Below are 19751 nucleotides of genomic sequence, written 5' to 3' on the forward strand. Positions count from 1 at the left end.
TACGATGTAACTGTTCTACACACTCTTTTATACATCTATGTGTTTAATCAATGATATTTGACCCATCATTTTAACTTTTAAACCTTTCCCGTATGCAGGTAAACCGAATTGGTTTACCTTTTTTTTATTGACTAACGTCAGCTGAAGTTAATACCAATGTTAGTACCAATGTTAGTACCAATGTTAGTACCAATGTTAATAAATAACCACTAATACTAGCGTTTGAGCACACTCGATAACGAGGTTACACTTTCAGATTGTAGAATAATGACTTTTCATCACAATCTTTCTGGTTATCATGCATTTTTGCTTCGCTATTGCTAAGCGCTTATTTAATGTGACGGAGCGTGGTCAATTTATCGGTTAATTTGACTATAGCCACAACGCATTTTTTACAGCTTAGTGGAGCGTATTTTCTTTGTTAATGAATAATGCACTGGGCTATTTTTCTGTAAGTTAATAAATGCCAAATCCCCTAATTATTTTTTAATGCTTAAATCGAATAACAAGCTCATGCAAATCATCTGCAGTGTCTTTTAAAAGAGTAATCGATTCCGATGTTTGTGATGCATTATCCGCACTGGTGTTAGATAAGTCCGATATATTAACAATTTGCTTATTAATATCCTCAGCAACATGGGCCTGTTCTTCCACTGCCGCGGCCATTTGTGTAGACATTTGCGCAATTTTTTCTACTGCACTGAATATCCCCTCTAGCATTTGACCACTGTCCACAACCTTCGCTAACCCCTCATCCGCAGCCTTAGTGCCAAGTTTGGCAGTATCTACTGCATTTTGGGCTTTATCGGTTAACTCTTTGACTATCGAATATATATCTTTGGTTGAATCTTGAGTTCGTTTGGCTAAATTTCTTACTTCATCAGCAACCACAGCAAACCCCCTCCCTTGCTCACCCGCTCTTGCCGCCTCAATAGCGGCATTAAGTGCTAACAAATTAGTTTGGTCCGCTATTTGTTCAATAATCTGTGCCGCTTGGGCAATACAGGCAGTTTGTGAAGAAACATCAGCCACTGAAATACTGATATCAGATACAGTATCCCGTAAATTCTGAATCGATTGACGGGTTACATCTGAAATTTCAACACCTTTAGTGGCTAAACCATTTGCGGTTTCGGCTTGATTTGCAGTATCAGTAACATGTTGGGATACCTCAGTAATCGCTGTTGTCATTTGATTCATGGCTGTTGCAACCTGAAATGTCTCAGCTTTTTGTCTTTCAATTTCACCACAAGTTTCAACGGTTAATTCCAATCCACGTTCTGATACCTGTGATACTTTAGATGCTGAATTTTCTATACGAGTCAAAACTGTACCCAAATGGGATTGTTGACTTAAGATTGCAACCTTTAACAATCCCAACTCTCCATTAGAATTAGTGTATGTTTTCGCAGCTAATTCATGAGAAAAACTCGCTTTCAACATTTGATTTAGGGAGGCAATAATGGCATTACTTTTATAGGAGCTGAATAACGCAAAGCTAACGACACCAATTAACAGCATTATTTCGGATAAAGCTTGATAGTTAAACCAATAAAGTAAAGCCGTTAATAATATTGAAAACGTGAGTATTAAATACTCTGTAGGTATGCGTAACGATTGAGTGTTTTTTTTCCCTTTATTGATTTTGTCGTATAATAATTCTGCTCTAGCGACATCCTCGCGACTAGGGCATGAACGAACAGATTCATAACCGACAATTTTACCCTTTTTAGTTATCGGCGTAACATAGGCATCTACCCAATAAAAATCGCCATTTTTACAACGATTTTTAACATGCCCCATCCAAGGTTTACCCTCTTTTATGTGAGACCACATAATTTCAAAAGCCGCTGCTGGCATGTCAGGATGCCTAACAATATTGTGCGGTTTACCAATAAGTTCTTCTTTTTCAAACCCACTTATTTTAACGAAGGCATCATTACATTCAATGATAGTGCCTTTAATGTCAGTAACTGAAATCAGTTTAGTGTCTGGAGAAAAGTGCCTTTCAACTTTGGTTAACGGACTGTTGACTCTCATTAGTTCACTTCCCTGCTTTAACATTTCCATTTAATTCATTTGATACTAGTCGCTACAAAGTATTAGTCAAAAATAAAATTCAACTTTATTAAAGATAAAAAACAAACAAGTTTTAATATCTAAAAAAAATCACATCGAAAGTTTATTTCACCATAAAACCAAATAAAGACAACGCAAAAAACTAGATTAAAAATAATTGGTTACAATCGCCAATTTAAACAAGGACGCCGTTATCAAGGCTGCAATTGGAAACAGAAAATAAATGTCAAAAATTTTAACGTGTTATTTCCAAATATTGAAACCCGTACTAGTCTTAGGAAAGACTGTTAATTCTTATCGCTGCTCGGAAGATATCAATCATATCTATGATAAGAATAAGCATATTATAACAGGGAGAGTGTATGTTAGCTTCGATGCTTTATAGGCAACGTATCCTCATCATTGATGATGATATCAACCAAATCAAAGTGTTAAAAAAAGCGTTATCATCAACAGGGGATGTGTTTTTTGAACAAAACGGCTTATTAGCTTTGCAGCAAGCGCTGGTAACATTGCCAGACCTGATTTTGCTCGATATTGAAATGCCTAACATCAATGGCCATCAAGTATTGGAGCAGTTAAAGCTTCACGAGCAAACCTGCCACATTCCAGTGATATTTATTACCGCGCATCATTCAGAAACTGAGCAAATAAAATGCCTTAGTGCTGGTGCGGTTGATTTTATTTCTAAACCGCTGCAGCCAGAAATTGTGGTTGCGCGCGTGAACACCCACTTAGCGCTTCGTCGCAGAGAGCTTGAGTTATTAGCATTATCCCAGAAATACCAAATCACATTGAATTCTATTGGTGATGGGGTCGTCACTACAGATAAAAATGGTGCTGTCACCTATATCAACCCTGCCGCTGAATTATTAATAGGAATTACAGAACAAAAGGCCATTGGGCTAATAATTGAAGAGCTGATGCCGTTAAGAATTGGCAATGATGGCCCTCCACATATCAACCCCATCCGCATTTGCATAGACGAAAACAGACAGGTAGGAATGGCGGTTAACTGCCAAATGATGAGACAAAATGGCCATTGGGTTTGCGTTGAACACAGTGCAGCACCGCTTATTGAACCAGACGATAAAGTAACCGGAGCCGTGATTGTGTTCCATGACATTAATGAAATTAATGCCATGGGACGAATAATGACCCATAGTTTACAGTACGACCAACTTACCAACCTCCCTAATCGTTTTTTATTCTTGGATATGTTGAACGCCGAGATATCCCTTACCCCAAAAAAGCCTCGCAAAATTGGATTAATTCAATTTGATATTGATAATTTTAAATCAATAAATCAAGAGTTCGGATTTGAAGTTGGCGATGAAATACTTAAAAAAACAGCCCAAATAATACAATCTACACTGCAGAGTAATGAAATACTTAGCCGCCACAATGCAGATGAATTTAGAGTGCTGGCGTCTAATTTAACAAAGCCAAGTGACTTGGCTAATTTGGCGATGGTGATCAGAGAGCAGGTTAAAGAAATTATCTCTGCTTACCCCGATATGGAACATTTTTCAATCAGCGCGGGGATCAGCATTTTTCCCGACGATGCGAATAACGGTGAGTTATTGATGTTACACGCTGATGCCGCCTTGCAACGGGCAAAACAAAATGCTTCCAATCAAGGTTGTTGTTTTTATTCTCAGGAAATGGAGTCTGAATATATTTTAAGAAAACACTGTTACAGCCTGTTAAAAAAGGCCATCACAGATAATAGTGTCATTACTTTATATCAGCCGATAGTTGACGCCCACAGTGGCCAATTAAAGGCTGTTGAAGCACTGATGCGTATTCAAGATGAAGATGGTCAGCTTATATCCCCTGACAATTTCATCCCTATTGCTGAAGAAACGCGCCTAATTATTCCATTAGGAGAACAAATGATTCAGCGCATATTTGAACAGTTACACCACTGGTCACAAGACGGATTAGCACCGCGAGTGTGTATCAATATATCGGTAATACAATTTGTCGATCCCAATTTTGTCCCTTTTTTACTTAACGCTATTGAGCAATACCAAGTCAGTCCCAATGTGATTGAACTTGAAGTCACAGAAAGCCTAATGATTGAAAATATCGACCATATACAGCAAGACATGCACACACTCCGTGCACTAGGCATAACCATCTCTATTGACGATTTTGGTACGGGTTTTTCCTGCTTGAGTTATCTTAAAGACTTACCCATTGATGTTGTGAAAATTGATAAATCATTCGTGGCACAACTTAGTGCGATTAACACCCAAGACATACTCATCAGTACAATTATTAGCCTGGCACAGAATATGAATTTAGCTTCGATAGCAGAAGGGGTTGAGACAATTGAACAGGCAAAAGCGCTTAAACAACTGGGGGCGACATGTTTGCAAGGCTATTATTTTTCTCGCCCTGTGGCTGCCAGTGAAATAAAAGATAATTACAACATATGAAGAATAAAAAAATAGCTCACTTTACCTTTAAAAACAGCTGGCTTGCGTTATGCGTCGGTATACTCATCACCGCTATATGTGCTTGGCTAGGTTATTATAACAATCAATATACTATCAAACATCACTTAGCTGAGCTTGCAGATAAAACCGAAAATCTTATCGAGCAACGATTTCTAGATTATGAATACGGCCTTATTGGCACTAAAGCAGCAATCAACACTATTGGGGTGCGCAATATCACCCGCAAACAATTTGAAAATTACATCAATAGCCGTAATCTAGCCAAGGAGTTTCCAGGATCGCTTGGTTTTGGCTTTATCCGCAGAGTACCTGTAAATCAAGAAGCTGAGTTTTTGGCAAAAGCCCGTGCAGACGGGGCGCCAGATTTTAACATAAAAACACTCACCCCCCATGAAACCGACCGCTTCATAATACAATATATATACCCAATAGCAGGTAATCAGCAGGCTGTTGGCCTAGATATTGGTTCAGAAAAAAATCGCCGCACAGCCGCGATTGCATCTGCCAGATATGACAGGCCTTTTCTAACCGCCCCTATTACACTCGTTCAAGCAAATAAAAAAAAGCGTATGGGCATACTCGCCCTACTGCCAATATATGCTGATGATGCAATTTTAGATTCACCTGAATCACGCGTTGACGCCGTTGTCGGCTGGTCGTATACACCATTAGTGATTGCTGATGTACTTGCCGATCTAGAATCGTTAACCGATGGCGCGGTTGTCTCTTTGACCCATAAATCAGAAGATGAGGCGTTTTTTCAAAGCCGAACCAAACCCTCTGCCCCCGCTGCGGAATATAGCTTCAAACGTGATATCACTATATTAGGTCAACATTGGCAAATGGCAGTGGGAATATCGACCCAATCAATAAACAAATTGGGGCTATACAATGTCGGTTTGATTGCTATTTTTGGCTTATTACTTACCGCCCTCGGTCTTTTTATTATTAGTTTAATCCATAGCCAGGCGATTAATAAAGATGAGTTAAGCGATATTAATCAATTTAATTCATTAAAAAGTATTGTGAGTTTCTTAAGCAGCGCTCAATTTAAACGCACAGGCCAACTAGGCATGTTATTGCTACTTTTTATATTTTTAATTTCTAGTTGGATGATTATAAAATATCATACAGCGGCATTAAAAAATAATCTCGAAAACACCAAAAACTCAGCAATTTCAATGCTCAGTGAAGTATCAAATCAATATCAACAAGACACACTTTTCCTTGCCAATTCGACATCACAATTAATCAATGCCTTGATGGTAGACGACTCAAACCCCACGCCATCAAAGCAAGATCTGAAACAAATCATTAAAGCAAACAAACATATCAAAGATATGTTTAGAGCCTATATGTTGGCAAATTCCAATGTATATCAAGTCCGTTTTATCACTGCCAGTAATGATTGGAATGAAACAGTAAAAGTACAGCGAACAGGTGAAGACTTAAAGGTTTTTACTGAGCAGGAACTACAATCAAAAAAACATGAACCTTACATAAATCAATCACTGCTCGTTGGAGAGGGGAATGTTTATCAATCTAACATCAATCTTAATCGTGAATTCGGTAAAATAGAGCAACCTCAACGCCCTGTTTGGCGATTCTCGACACCACTACTTTATAATGATGGTAGCCCATTGGGCATTCTCATCATTAATGTTAATGCTGATTTAATCTTACCGTCTTTAACTGATGATATTGCTAATCACATTCAATTATATGTAACCGATCAAGATGAACATTTTCTGGTTCACCCTAACACGGATAAAGCCTTCGCCCATGAGTATGGTGATAGTGAGTCGTGGTTGAGTACATTTCCGCTCGCTTCGCATGGGTGGCAAGCTTGGTTTGGTTTAGTCGGTTATCAAAACCAGCAAGAATCGGTACTGGTGAGTGAAGGGCAATTTTTACTTGATGATAAAGATGGAAGAGCACTACACGTATATAGCACGTCCTCAGAATGGTTATTTTTAACAAAGGCACTAAAAGATACAACAAAAGTGTTTATGGCATTAGTGTGCCTGTTCTTATCGGGCATGTTCATTCAATACTGGCTATGGCTTAAGCACAAAATAGCCCACCGTAATTTCATCATGGCACAAAACGAAGAATTACAGGCCAAGGAGTTATTAAGATTTAAGGGATTATTGGAGGCGGCGCCTGATGCAACCTTGGTGGTCAACGAGCTAGGTATGATTGAAATGGCCAATGCCGCAGCAGTGTATTTATTTGGCTATAAGCCTGCAGAGTTAGAGGGGCAACCCATCGATAAACTCATCCCAACGGAGCACAGACAACAACACAAAGGCAACGTTACAAGTTATGTACAACAACCCCAAAAGAGAATAATGGCTGAAAAAAGGGAAATACAAGCGCTTTCTGCTGATGGACAAACATTCCCTGTAGAAATCAGTTTAAGCTCATCCACTATGGATGGAAAACTGCTTGTAATCGCTTCACTGCGTGATGTTACCATCAGAGTAATGGAGCAACAAAAACTGACCAAAGCATTAGCCGACGCTGAATTGGCTACCCAAGCAAAAAGCCAATTCTTAGCAAACACCAGCCATGAAATCCGCACGCCATTAAACGCCATTATAGGCTTAAGTTATTTATTGGCGGATGAAAAACTCACAAATCAACAACAACAATTAGTCTCAAAAATCCAAATTTCAGGTAAGTCCCTGTTAGGTATTATTAATGATGTGTTAGACCTTGCTAAAATAGAAGCTAACGAAATGACGCTTGAAGAAGAACCAATTGCATTACATGAGTTTTTAGATGAAATCGGCGACATTTTTGCTATACAAGCCGATGCCAAAAAACTCATGTTCAAATCAGAGTTTGCTAAAGATTTACCGCTTTGGGTGAATGGTGACAGTACCAGACTTCGACAAATTTTAATGAATTTACTCAGCAATGCCATTAAATTCACCAATATCGGCAACGTGTCTCTGTCTGCACAGGTGTTACATAATGTGCCAGAGTTACCTGACGATAAAAAAATGGAGCGAATATCCGTTAGAGATACAGGAATAGGAATATCTTCGGAAACACAAACCCGTTTATTTAAGCCCTTTTCCCAAGCGGATGAATCAACAACGCGTCGGTTTGGGGGAACCGGTTTAGGATTGTCTATTGTGCTAGAGTTAGTTGAGTTAATGCAAGGTACGGTTGGCGTAGATAGTGCTAAGGATGTTGGCAGTCAGTTTTGGGTTGATATTCCCCTCAAAGATGTTACCAAAAAACAGCTATCAAATCTTAACAGCGTTAATCAAATGATATTTGTCTTGATTGCTGAAGACGATCCCACTGATGCCAATCTGTTGAGAAAAATGACCAATGCGCTGGGCTGGCGATCTGAAGTCGTGACCAACGGTGTCGAACTAGTCGATACCTATATTGCACGTCACAATAAAAAGCTAAGACAACCAGATGCCATTATCGTTGACTGGCAAATGCCTATTATGGATGGGTTAAATGCGATAAAAACGCTAACCAATCAATTTGGGCGTGAAAACCTGCCCGCTGTATTAATGCTTTCTGCACATGATAAAGAAGTGATTAGTCAACATGACCCAGAAAATTTAGTCAACCGTTTCTTGTTAAAACCGGTCAATTCATCATCACTGTTTAATGCCGTTAATGATATTGTTAGCCTCCATACTGGTAATAAAAAGCGGGTATTCCAATCTAGCCTTATGGAAGCGGTTAAGGTCAAATGGTTAAATAACATGAGTATACTTGTAGTCGATGATCGGCCTATTAATCTCGATGTCATCACGAACATTTTAAAACGCAATGGCGCCATTGTTGATGAGGCATTAAGCGGTGAAGATGCCTTAATACTCCTTAAAGATAACGCTAATGATTACGATGCGGTCTTAATGGATATTCAAATGCCAGGAATTGGCGGGCTTGAAGCAGCGCGGCAAGCGCGCAATCAATTAGGATTAACTTCTTTGCCCATTATAGCCTTAACTGCTGGCGCGTTAATCAAAGAGAAAAACCAAGCTTTTGCGGCTGGTATGACCGAGTTTTTAACTAAACCCATCAACCCATCTCAGGTGATTAATGTATTACGTATGGCTTATGAATCCTATCGAGGTAAAGAAGCGCCCTACACACCATTAGATGCAGCAACCGAAACTGATTTAGATGAATGGCCAGAAGTGGCAGGGTTGAACCAGGAACAAGCGAAGCAGATTTTACTTAACGATAAAGCACTTTTCATGAAAGTTCTCAATAGTTTGCTGCTTGATTTTGCTAATTTAATGTTACCACCTGATGAAGATATCGATAATGCGAACACTGATGTCAGAAAACAATTTGCATCTCAAACTCACAAGTTAAAAAGTGTTTCTGGAATGATTGGTGCGCAAAACATCCAGCAACTGGCCACTGAAGCAGAAAGTCTATTGCACACAACAGATGCACCTGTAAAAGATACGTTAACAGCACTTTCTGTTGAATTAAAAAAATTACATCAAGCCAGTCAAAAAGTACTCTGTGAATGGGAAAAAACACAGCTTGATGCACAACAACCCTTAGGCGCAGCGACGACTCTGCACAATGAGACGCTAACAGATATAGTTCAACGTCTTCAAAAGCAGGATTTAAGTGCCATAGACATATTTGATCAACACAGCGCATCATTTCGACAAGCCCTAGGCAATGAGCAATTTATTCAACTTCAAGCTAATTTAGATAACTTGCAGTTTAAGCTTGCCGCCGAAATACTCTTGCCGCTTATAAAATCAGCGAATAGTTAAACAGCTTGTATTGGCAACCTACTCTTTCTAGCCCTAATAGAAACCTAGCCAGCGGTGCGCTTCCCCCAATTGTAATCCCATTACCCCATGAGATAATGGGATTACACTGTCAGTGCCAACATGTTTAGCACTAAATAGGCGCAAAACCGAAATGACATGACATGACATAACTTAAGATAAAGTGAAACTTTGAATAAATTAATTTGCCAATGATGAAATTTATATAAAAAATATGAGCTAATGGAATTTAATAAGTTTTTGGCACCAATCTTAATCGGTTTGCCACAACATTAATTTTGATAACAAGAGAGTTTTAGAGGTAAGAGTTTGATATTGAAAAAGAAATGGTACACCCGAGTGGACTCGAACCACCGACCCCTACCATGTCAAGGTAGTGCTCTAACCAGCTGAGCTACGGGTGTATTTTGGGATGCTTAAGGAAATAAAACTGGTACACCCGAGTGGACTCGAACCACCGACCCCTACCATGTCAAGACGTTATAAACCCAGCGACGATAACTCCCTCAAAACTTCATTTTACAGCCATACTCCTTTATATATCTAGTTTTAACATCGAAATCAGCATCTCATTTTCGTTAATTTAAGAGAAAAAACGCAATTGTTACACTTGATCTAGGCACAAATTAGGCACAATATAGAAATTTCCAAATTGACCACTATTCGTCGCTTAGGGGGCATGATGAATGCACATGCTGAACATTTCAATAAGAGTCTAGAAAAGTTGTTAGTCGACGTGAAATTAGAAATGATTGCATTTAATCAACTTCAACTTGAGCGATCGCTAAAAAGCTTTTGTGAGTCATTTAATCTTCTTAGTACCTTAAAACCAAGCTCGGATGATGACGTCGAATCACCAGCATCAATATTGCTCGACTCATATCAAGCCCCCTTGTTAGCAAGTAAAACTGAGGCTGGTTATTATCGTTTAATTTCTGGATTATTGACTTATCAAAAGCTATGTAAAATATATGCTGGTGATGCCAAAGCTCTAGTACCATGTATTGTATTACCTCGGCGCCCTAATAAAGACATACTCCATTTATTAATGCTCAATGATATTGTTAGGCCTTTATTAAAACAGTTTGTTAATGTCACTGGAGATTCAATCACTCAATCTCTATCTGCGTGGTTTGTCACTGATGAACACCCATCAATATTTAACTCCCCACAATGGCAGTCGCTGTTTCCCATGATAAAAACCAAAAAACAATTGTGCGAGTGGTTACATGTCAGCACTAAAACGGTCAGATTAAAATGACAAGTCTCAAGCAATATCTAGTAGAGCATATTTGTCGATATTGCGAACTCAAAATGCCGCAAATTGGCAAAGACGAAGTGTGTGAAGATCTTGATGAATTTGTTGATCGTATATTTGCCCCAGAATCTCTCGGAGGACTCAAACAACTTATTCAAATGATAGTCCGTATTCGAAATATATCCTTTCACTCAGCACACACCATAATGAAAGAGTTGCATTTGCCAACCTATATTTTTGATGCCTTACACAACTATAGTTTTGACGTTGATGACCGTTATATCAGCAATGAATACCATCGGACTAAGTATCAAAAAGGATGGTGTAGTGAATATCCTTTCTATGTTGTATTACTTAAATCTTATGAGTACAACCTGACAATAAAATCATGCGAATTATTCGCTGCATTCATCAAGCACTATTATTCAGTGTTAGATACCCTCAGAGATAAAGACTTAGCAAGGGAATCGTCAACCAGAGAAGAAGATGCCTGCTCAAATTTCAGGCTTTTCATGAGAACCAATGTTTCTGAACTGAATTATGTACGAGAGACAATTCCCAATACAACAGGCGATTCACCTACGGCTATTGCTCACCAACTAGATCAATATCTTAATAGTAAAGAAACATGGCCATATCTACCGCATAAAAATTATCTTCGAACACTGTGCCATTTTTTTTCCAATGATTGGAGGCCACCAAAGCATATCCGTCGTCGCAGAGCATCAATTGACAGATTACCCAAACGTTATGCTGATCCAATAGCCATTCCGATTGTTGGTGCTCACAATGACATTTTTGCATTAATTCCCGATGAACCATTAATACCTAACAGTGAAGGTTTAAATGAAGATGACCAATATGCTGCTCAGACATTTGTGATCAATAACCGCGATGTTGATACTAAACGTGACAAAACCGAACTACTAGATACTGCAATTCCATTCAATAAGCATGTACAAAAGCGAACGGCAATTGACGTCACCGCAAGTGTTCGTCGCTCTCATAATATGGGCATACAAAATACACAGTTATTAATGCCTGAAGAGCTTAACTTCCTCGCTGGAAAGTTAATTCTGATGAGTCATCAAGCTGAAAACAGCGAAATGGTGATAGTGATTTGGCTAATGTTGTTATTGAGTAAATCTGTAGAAGAAGTACAAAGCTTAGTGGTGTTCACCGATTTATCTAGCAAACAGCAAGGCTTGTATATTGATGAACTTGGTCAAGGGTGGTGGTTCTTCTATGTTAGCCATTCCGCAAAAGCTAAGCTAAATAACGAAGGACTAAGAGAAGTCAAAGAAGAGGTTTTTACGTCATGCCCAGAGTTTTTACAAAAACTAATAGTTGCAAATAGAGGGGCTCAGTTAACTGGACCAATCCTTAAGGAAAAAGATCCAAAAGTAATCACACAATCAGTAGTTCGAAAACTAAAAAAGCTATCAGATCGCCATGCTTCAGGCCGCGTGAGTGTTCGACGCTTGGTTAACTTTGTAAGTTATTATCTTAATTCAACAGAAGTTATCGATCCTATTTTTATCGACTATAGCTATGCTGTGCATATGTACATGACTCGAGTTGCGAGAAGTTACGCGAATGTAAGTGATCATTTTCGAAGCGTACAACTCGAGAAACTCTGGCGAAATGTTGAACAAGATATTGAAAGCTACACCGGCAACGTCCTACCGATTTCATTATTTGAGCTTCGACATTTTGATCAAGCAGATTTATTCATAGGGTCATCGTTCACGCCGACAAATGATGCCATATCAACATTAATTAACTCATTAACAAGGCGAATCTCGGCATCTATGCCCAGTTTTCAACATAGATTAATAGATATAGTTGATTATCATAATGCATTCACAGCTTATACTGCGTGGATGTTGCTATTTGGAACGGGTTATAGAGCGGCTTGGAATCCGTTACCGACTTTCGCCTTATTTTTACCGTCATTAAATTTAATGGGGATAAGTGATAAAGACGATTCTGATTTTAGTCATTCTCGTATCGTCGCCGTTCCCAATGTTTTAGCGTCACAACTTAAAGAATATAAACGTCACTTAGGGTGTTTACGTTCACTATTGCGCGTGTTATTGCCAAAGTTATGTAGCACGATTGACAATATCGTAGATGTTGAGCAAAACATACTGAGCTTTAATCATTCTCAGGCAACACAATGGTACAAAGTCATCCGTAATTCACGTAAAGAACAAGGTCCTTTCTTTTTTTTAAATAGGCAAGGCAATAGTGTTGTAGCCACGAATTTATCTCCTTCAGAACTTGTGAACTATTGTAAAAATGAAATACAACTGCCAGCTAATGCTGGACGCCATTGGTTGAAATCCCATTTACTAGAGAAAAACATTTGTCCTGAGTTAATCAATTTCCAAATGGGTCATTGGCAAGCCGGAGAAGTGCCATTAGGCCATTATTCAGCGTTAAGTCATGTTGAAGCCATAAATGAAATGGTCCCTGTACTTGATGAATTATTTGAGGAGGTGGGATGGAAAACATTAAAGTCCGTCATTTCATAAAAAGACTCATTGAAACTGGAAAATTACACCCTTTGTATCGAGAAGTGTTTGATGCTTTCGTTGAACAAAATGAACATGCAGTTGAAGACGATACTGAAAGTAAAGTTGATGATGCTCAAAGTAAAGTTGAAGCGGATTTTTATCAATCTTATAAAAACTTACTTGGGCATTTAAAAAAACGATTCATTCTGTCGGAAACAAAAATTTTACCTGATGAGTTAGAGGCGTTAATTGCGCAACTAAAACCAGCTGTTTTGAGTAAGCAAACACAGTTGTTGATTTTGCAGTCGATACTCAACTATGCCAAAAAACATCATGGCATAGATTCTCCTAACATACCGTCTATTGTCACTCTTAAACGTGATAAACCTATTTTAACGCCGGTTGAACTCGTCCAACTACCAATTGTTGATATGCTTTACACGCTACTCGATAAAGAATTAATTAGCCCAAATAGAGCGCTATCTATAAACGAAAAACTAGGACGAGCTGCACTGTTAGTCTATTTAACAGTTAATGTGAGCAAGACTCAGGAACTTCTGTCGATTCTTGAACATCCCAAGGATGTGTTTTATGTCGGGGGAATTTGTTATTGGCAAAAACAACAGACAATAACAGCTCCAAAAAGATATATATTGAGTGATGTTGCGGTAATGGCATTACAGCAATGGGTTAACGTCAATCAGAGTTCATCAAAGATCCAAGTATGTATCGTAAAGTACTTAAACACCACATCTGAATTTGATTGGTCAGATTTATCAATTCTAAAATTACGGACTCTTAGAAAAATTCACAACATCCTGCATTTAGGGCCAGTACAGTATCAGATGTATTTTTTGCCCAGTGTGAGCCAAGCACTACCAGAACATCCTTTTATGCGGATACTAACAAATAAAGCATGCTTACATTCAGAGCCTCATTTGTTAGGGGTAAGTGAGCTAGGCACAAGCAAATTTAACCAATGGCGACATATGGTCAATAACAACCATTGCTTTATTGCTATTGATATCACCTTAAAACAACTCGATGACATATTTTTTAAACTCAATCAGCTCAAAGAACGCAATGAGCCACGAGTAACATGTTTAGCTTTTATGAGTGATATGCTTCAATCATCTGAATTGACAGCTAATCCTTATCTTTGGTTGTTATGCTCTTGGTTATTCTCGCTGTTAAAAGATGGAGGTACTTATAAAAGCCGTTTAAAGTTGGCTACTACAGTGGACTACGTTAGAAGCTTGAGTAAACCGTTTCTTGCCGTATTTAGTACTTGTGATTTAGGGTTATTATCGGGTGAAGATTGGGCGAATAAACTGAATGATTCCGCTGAAGCCTTTACCTCAGCTCAACGAAAAAAATATATTTATTATTTTGCACAGTTTTTAGTTGAAACAAACTTAGTTCGAGATCTCTGCCTATCCGATATCGATGTTGTTGGAAGTTCTAGTGAAGTTGACGCGAATTTAATTTCTCCAAGTCATATTGATGAAGTATTGGGGTATATTACAGAACATGTTGAAGATGATGTAGTCTATCAATATGCTTTTTTTTTGTTATGTTTTTGCTTTTACAGCGGCTTACGCAGGAATGAAGCTTCAAAATTAACCTGGGCTGACTTTTCATTTGCAGTCAAGGCACCAACCACAGATGCATTTGACTATGTGCAACTTTCGGTTAGACCAAATCAACATCGCTCGCTGAAAACGACTTCTGCTCGTCGTGAGTTACCATTAGATGCTCTTTGGCCAAAAACAGCCATAGAAAAGTTGCGGGTGAGATATCAAATACAACAACACTCAGGAACAAACAAAAAGGCGCTATTGTTTGATGATGCAAATCGAGTCAATCAAGCTTATGAGTTAATAACAGATTTAATCCGCCACTTTACAAAAGATTATACTTTACGAATTCATCATCTTCGTCATAGCTTTGCTAATTGGTCTTGGTGCCGCTTCAATCCAAGAATCATCAAGCAAGGGCGTGCACAATTAACGATACTCGATCATCAAATGTTTGATGATGATTACCTACAACGATTACAAACTCGATTACGCTACAATATGAATAGCCGTAAAAAGATGTTCATTTTGGCTCATCTAATGGGGCATAAAGATGTTCAATCAACTTTAAATAGCTATTTACACCTTAAAGATATTTTGTATTACCTAGAGTTAAAGCCACACTTTAATTTAACTAAGTATTTTACCTCTGAATGTGTCGGACGCGTATCTTGGCTAGAACCTGAACAGGGCTTAAGTTTGGCAGAAAGGTTAAATTATTACACTAGAGATACTGACGCGAAATTAGCGATTCAACCAGCACCATTAACGTCATCCTTGTCGGTTCCTACATTTTCAACTTATGTCAGAGAAATAAAACCCAATTGTGAGATAAGCAGTATGACTTGGGCTAGAGCACTGAACGCTTTAAAAGTCAGTTCGGTTATCGAGTCTTCTCAATATTACAATGTTCCCCTAGAAGAATTACAGCAACTGCTTAATAATGCTAAGCAAGTTCATCAGCACTACCCGCGCGTGAGTAAGCGACTTCCATTAATACCAGCCTTTCCAAGATTACATCACGCCGACGATGCTGCCAAAGTTGATGTTTTCGTCGCTAAATCGAGTAAAGTCTTTATGTATCTTTGCAACAAATTCGACAAGAGTATTGGAGTTGAACCGTTAACCTTATCTAATGTCAGGTTGAGCATGGAAATATTGAATTACGCCGTACCTGGAAAGGATTATGCTTTAAGGTGTCCCGACTCAACAGTGTCAAGAATATTTATTCGTTTTTGTCAGCTAATGGGCTTAAAAGATAGACATTTAAAATTCAGGTTTCATCGAGCAGATTTAACTAAAGATAAAGAGCAATCAAAGGCTATTGAATATCGATGGAAAAAAACCATCACAGATTACGGATTTAGTGAAAACAATTTTGTAGTAGCAAGTGAGAGTGAAGGACGCTTTTTAGGTAAACATGACGGTAATGGCTTTTTAGAAATCGCATTGGTCAACAATCGATATCAGCGGGTTCAACGACATAAAAGCCTGTTTAGTTTTTTACACTTTTTGCTTATTTTGAGCTACCAAGAAAAATAAATTGTACTAGCTTACCCTATCTAACACTTTATTGTTGGTAAGCTGTTACCTTCTAGCAATCCACACCTAGCCTAATCAATCTGAGTATTTCCACAATGAAAAAACAGTGTTTAACAGATGGCACACGTAAACGCGAACGTTCAAGCAGAATGAGTATGAGTGAAATAATGACTATTATCATACTCTTCCATACGTCTCATCATCGTGATTTCAAAAATTACTACACTGGATATTTTGCTCGACTGAAGTGTGCATGGATTTATGTAGAATATGATTAGCGGTTTAATCGCATATCAAAATCAAAGAAAGTAAGCCACAACTTAATATCACTGACATTGATTTCAATGCAATTTCTGTGATGGCTTAAACCGATCTGAGGTTAACTTTGTTTATTGCCAATACAGTCCTCTTCTAATTTCGCAAACCAACAGCCGAACTTTGATTGTTTGGGCAACTCTGTTAACAGATGACAGAAGGTGTCATTGCAACGCGTCCATCCTGAGCTTCATTTAGCTCGATTGTCACGAGTAAGGTTAGCAAAAACATGGGTGGAACCGACTCAGAGAGTGGTTGAGGTTGTTCATCGAAAACTATACTCTGTAATGTTTGCTCGGTATCGGTTGAAAGTAGTAGTTTGGTTTAGATCAATAAAAGAAGGTCTGAGCTGAGCTACTACAAGGCTTCAACGTCCTAAGCAAAAGCAATCATTCTCAGTAAATGAGAGAGCAACCCAATCGACACATATAACGTGTCGTGATGTTCCCCCCTAGCCTCAAAGTATTTTATCTTAACTCATATCATAGACAGGATATTTAGCAATAAACCTATATTTTATATAGAAAAAAGGCCTTATTTATGATCTGATAATTGTCGTTAAACAAATCAACATGAGCAATAAATAAAGTTGGTGACAATTATCACCTTAAAAAAGCAATTTATGCAATTATTCAATACAGACATCCTTCAAAAAATGGCTAAGCGCACAGGGTTTGTACAACGAAATCGCGCTGTTCTACCTGAGTTACTGGTGCCGAGCCAGGTCTCTGCGTTGAGCAAAGGGAACTGCCATGCCATTGCTGACTTACATCGTCAGTTTAATGCTATGTGCCTGACAGAAAATGATAATGTGGCTTACAAACCTTTTCATAATCAGCTCCGCAAAGCAGCCTTTGCCGATTTTATGAAGCAACTGGTTCAGTTGGCTATCGCCCAATTTGCGCGCCAATAATGCGCGCTGTTACCGAAGAAGTTGTCTGACTTTGATGATATTTTGCTTTAGGACGGTAGTTCTTTTCATGTCCACAAGACGTTAGCAGACGTGTACCCAAGCCGCTTTAAGCGTAATCCCACCGCGATTGAGTGTCATATGACCATGTCATTGCGCATATTTAACCCGATGGCAATGGCGATAATTGCTGATACAGCTTCAGAAAGAACCTATCTTCCCATGGCCTTTAGGATGAAAAATACACTGCTTCTGGTTGATGCGGGCTATCCTGAATTCAAGTATTTTGCCAATGTGGAACAGCGTAAGACTTCTATATTTTTCGGGGGAAAAAAATCACTAAACCCAAGAATAGTTGAAGCTAGATATGTTAAGGGGAGGCGGCTGCCTAAGCTTAAAGACATCACGCGTCGCACCAACCGCTCTGAAGTGCTTGACCTAAAAGTTCGGCGAGGGACGCAGGAATTTCGAGTGATAAGAAGTTGGTTTGCAGAAGAAAAACGATTTTGCATCTGGTTAACCAACTTACCGACAGAGTCTTATTCAGCCGATGACATTATGGCGATTTACCGCTGCCGCTGGCAGGTTGAGCTGCTGTTCAAAGAGTTGAAATCACATACAAACTGGCAAAGATTTGCCACCGCGCAGAAAGCGATAGTTGACGGCCTAGTATGGACCAGCCTGCTGGCACTTATTATCAGACGCAGCACAGCGATGCGCATCATGCCCTCAGTTTCGCTGTTCAAAGCAGCAAAGAATGTGGACGTTTGGCTGCTGCCGATTTTTGAATGTATCTGTCATCGGGCTTGGTCAGAAATAACAGAAAAGATAGCCTGGGCGGTCTGCTACATAACAAGAAACGCAAAAAAGTCACAGCAAAAAATCTATAAAAGACATAACGTTAGATGGAATTTTTGCAGGCCTTAATGCTTAAGGTCCAGTGTATGTAACTCATATAGACAACGTTACCATTGCCATTCTATATATTTCATCATTTGCTAGCACACTTTAAAATATACAAAACTCCTGTTATGGTGAGTTTTTATGTTAATTATCTCTATGAATATCGAGCCTCATCCATTTTCAGCCTGAGCCGTGTCTAATTAACACATGCCTGTATATTTAACCTCAATAACACCCATTAATTACCATTATTTTTCAAATAGATAGCCATTTAACAAAAACTTCTTAAACATAGGCACGATTGTTGCTTTGTACTATTCAAATAGTTTACCTCTGAAGGTGATACATGTCGCCACTTGCCATTATCGATGAACAGGCTCGTTTATCTACACATCACTCATATCAACAACCATGTCAGGTATCAAACGCTACAGCACCCGAGACTAGGCTACCCGGTGACATTGCTATGTGGTTTGTCATCATGATGGAGTTAACCGTGTTTGCGCTATTTTTTATCGGTTTTGCGGTAATGAAACGCTTAGAGCCACAAATGTTTGCCCAAGGGCAAGAGATTATACATATCAGCATAGGACTTGCTTGTACGATAAGTTTATTGATCAGCAGCTATTTTGTCGCGCTAGCGCTCGACGCGGCAAAGTGCGGCGACAACCCTAAAGTAGGTAAACACATTATTGCCAGCTTATGTTTTGCTTTTATCTATTTGATTGCTAAAAGCTATGAGTACTCTTTACTGGTTAATGCCGGTTTTAGTCTGTCTACTAATGATTTTTTCACCTTGTATTTTTTGATCACCGCATTCCACTTTATGCACGTAGTATTAGGTTGTGGAATTTTATTTTATTTGTATAAACAAAGCCGTAAACACTTTTATAGCACCAATGAAAATCAAGGTTTTGAAGCCGCGGCGACCTACTGGCACATGGTCGACCTAGTATGGATTTTAGTCTTTTTCTTAATTTATATTGCCCATTAAGACTTTACTTAAAAATGACAGGAATACCCCTATGAATGCATATGTCAGTAATACTAAATCTATACATGTTGCCGCCATTATCTTGGTCGGACTAACCTGCTTTACTACGTTTATTAGTTATTACCCCGCAGCTTTACTGTCTTCAAATGCGTTGTCTTTAGAAAGCATACGACCCAGCGTGCGGCTTATTGGCATTTTAATCATCGTATTAATGACCATAGTTAAAGGTGTGCAAATTGTAGATACATTTATGGAAATGCGTCACGCGCCTAAACACTGGCGTTGGTTAGCGTTAAGTTATCCCATTATTATCCCGCTACTGCTTACCTTAATTCTTTACCTTTAAATATGACACGGTATGAATCCATAGCGGAACCAATACAGGAGTCATTAAGT

Annotated in this window: 8 protein-coding genes, 1 tRNA gene and 2 pseudogenes; 9 read left to right on the plus strand and 2 right to left on the minus strand. The window is 38.7% G+C overall.

The window, feature by feature from the left end:
- Positions 1-486: 486 nt before the first annotated feature.
- The gene (locus OHT75_RS15530; RefSeq protein WP_264728274.1) at positions 487-2040 is read right to left on the minus strand and encodes a methyl-accepting chemotaxis protein; all 1554 of its coding nucleotides are present in this window, start codon (positions 2038-2040) and stop codon (positions 487-489) included.
- Positions 2041-2441: 401 nt separating this feature from the next.
- Between OHT75_RS15530 and OHT75_RS15535 the strand changes: the two genes are divergently transcribed.
- Together OHT75_RS15535 and OHT75_RS15540 are read left to right on the plus strand one after the other, a co-directional pair.
- Entirely contained in the window at positions 2442-4523 is a 2082-nt protein-coding gene (locus tag OHT75_RS15535) for a two-component system response regulator (RefSeq protein WP_264728276.1), read from the plus strand.
- Entirely contained in the window at positions 4520-9319 is a 4800-nt protein-coding gene (locus tag OHT75_RS15540; RefSeq protein WP_264728278.1) for a CHASE domain-containing protein, read from the plus strand. The genes OHT75_RS15535 and OHT75_RS15540 overlap by 4 nt, the downstream gene beginning before the upstream one ends.
- A gap of 345 nt (positions 9320-9664) precedes the next feature.
- Here OHT75_RS15540 and OHT75_RS15545 read toward each other — a convergent pair.
- Positions 9665-9741: transfer RNA gene (locus OHT75_RS15545), tRNA-Val, on the minus strand.
- Between the two features lie 248 nt (positions 9742-9989).
- Here OHT75_RS15545 and OHT75_RS15550 point away from each other — a divergent pair.
- The 7 genes and pseudogenes from OHT75_RS15550 to OHT75_RS15580 all read left to right on the plus strand — a co-directional run bounded on the left by OHT75_RS15550 (position 9990) and on the right by OHT75_RS15580 (position 19701).
- Entirely contained in the window at positions 9990-10598 is a 609-nt protein-coding gene (locus tag OHT75_RS15550; protein ID WP_264728280.1) for a hypothetical protein, read from the plus strand.
- The gene (locus tag OHT75_RS15555; protein ID WP_264728282.1) at positions 10595-13132 is read left to right on the plus strand and encodes a hypothetical protein; all 2538 of its coding nucleotides are present in this window, start codon (positions 10595-10597) and stop codon (positions 13130-13132) included. Before OHT75_RS15550 ends, OHT75_RS15555 begins: the two co-directional genes overlap by 4 nt.
- Entirely contained in the window at positions 13102-16233 is a 3132-nt protein-coding gene (locus tag OHT75_RS15560; RefSeq protein ID WP_264728284.1) for a site-specific integrase, read from the plus strand. The genes OHT75_RS15555 and OHT75_RS15560 overlap by 31 nt, the downstream gene beginning before the upstream one ends.
- A gap of 95 nt (positions 16234-16328) precedes the next feature.
- Positions 16329-16475, plus strand: a pseudogene (locus OHT75_RS15565) (IS982 family transposase); the annotation flags it as partial.
- Between the two features lie 665 nt (positions 16476-17140).
- Positions 17141-18392 (plus strand): annotated as a pseudogene (locus OHT75_RS15570) (IS4 family transposase).
- A gap of 315 nt (positions 18393-18707) precedes the next feature.
- Positions 18708-19355, plus strand: coding sequence for a cytochrome c oxidase subunit 3 family protein (locus OHT75_RS15575; RefSeq protein WP_264728286.1), 648 nt, complete (start codon positions 18708-18710; stop codon positions 19353-19355).
- A 31-nt stretch (positions 19356-19386) separates the two neighbouring features.
- Entirely contained in the window at positions 19387-19701 is a 315-nt protein-coding gene (locus OHT75_RS15580; protein WP_264728288.1) for a cytochrome C oxidase subunit IV family protein, read from the plus strand.
- Positions 19702-19751: the final 50 nt, after the last annotated feature.

It is taken from the genome of Shewanella subflava (assembly GCF_025971955.1).
Taxonomy (GTDB): Bacteria; Pseudomonadota; Gammaproteobacteria; order Enterobacterales; family Shewanellaceae; genus Shewanella; species Shewanella subflava.

Coding starts and splice junctions, on each gene's coding strand:
- OHT75_RS15575 (WP_264728286.1), top strand. CDS start 18,708: ATGTCGCCACTTGCCATTATCGATGAACAGGCTCGTTTATCTACACAT.
- OHT75_RS15530 (WP_264728274.1), bottom strand. CDS start 2,040: ATGAGAGTCAACAGTCCGTTAACCAAAGTTGAAAGGCACTTTTCTCCA.
- OHT75_RS15560 (WP_264728284.1), top strand. CDS start 13,102: ATGGAAAACATTAAAGTCCGTCATTTCATAAAAAGACTCATTGAAACT.
- OHT75_RS15555 (WP_264728282.1), top strand. CDS start 10,595: ATGACAAGTCTCAAGCAATATCTAGTAGAGCATATTTGTCGATATTGC.
- OHT75_RS15535 (WP_264728276.1), top strand. CDS start 2,442: ATGTTAGCTTCGATGCTTTATAGGCAACGTATCCTCATCATTGATGAT.
- OHT75_RS15540 (WP_264728278.1), top strand. CDS start 4,520: ATGAAGAATAAAAAAATAGCTCACTTTACCTTTAAAAACAGCTGGCTT.
- OHT75_RS15580 (WP_264728288.1), top strand. CDS start 19,387: ATGAATGCATATGTCAGTAATACTAAATCTATACATGTTGCCGCCATT.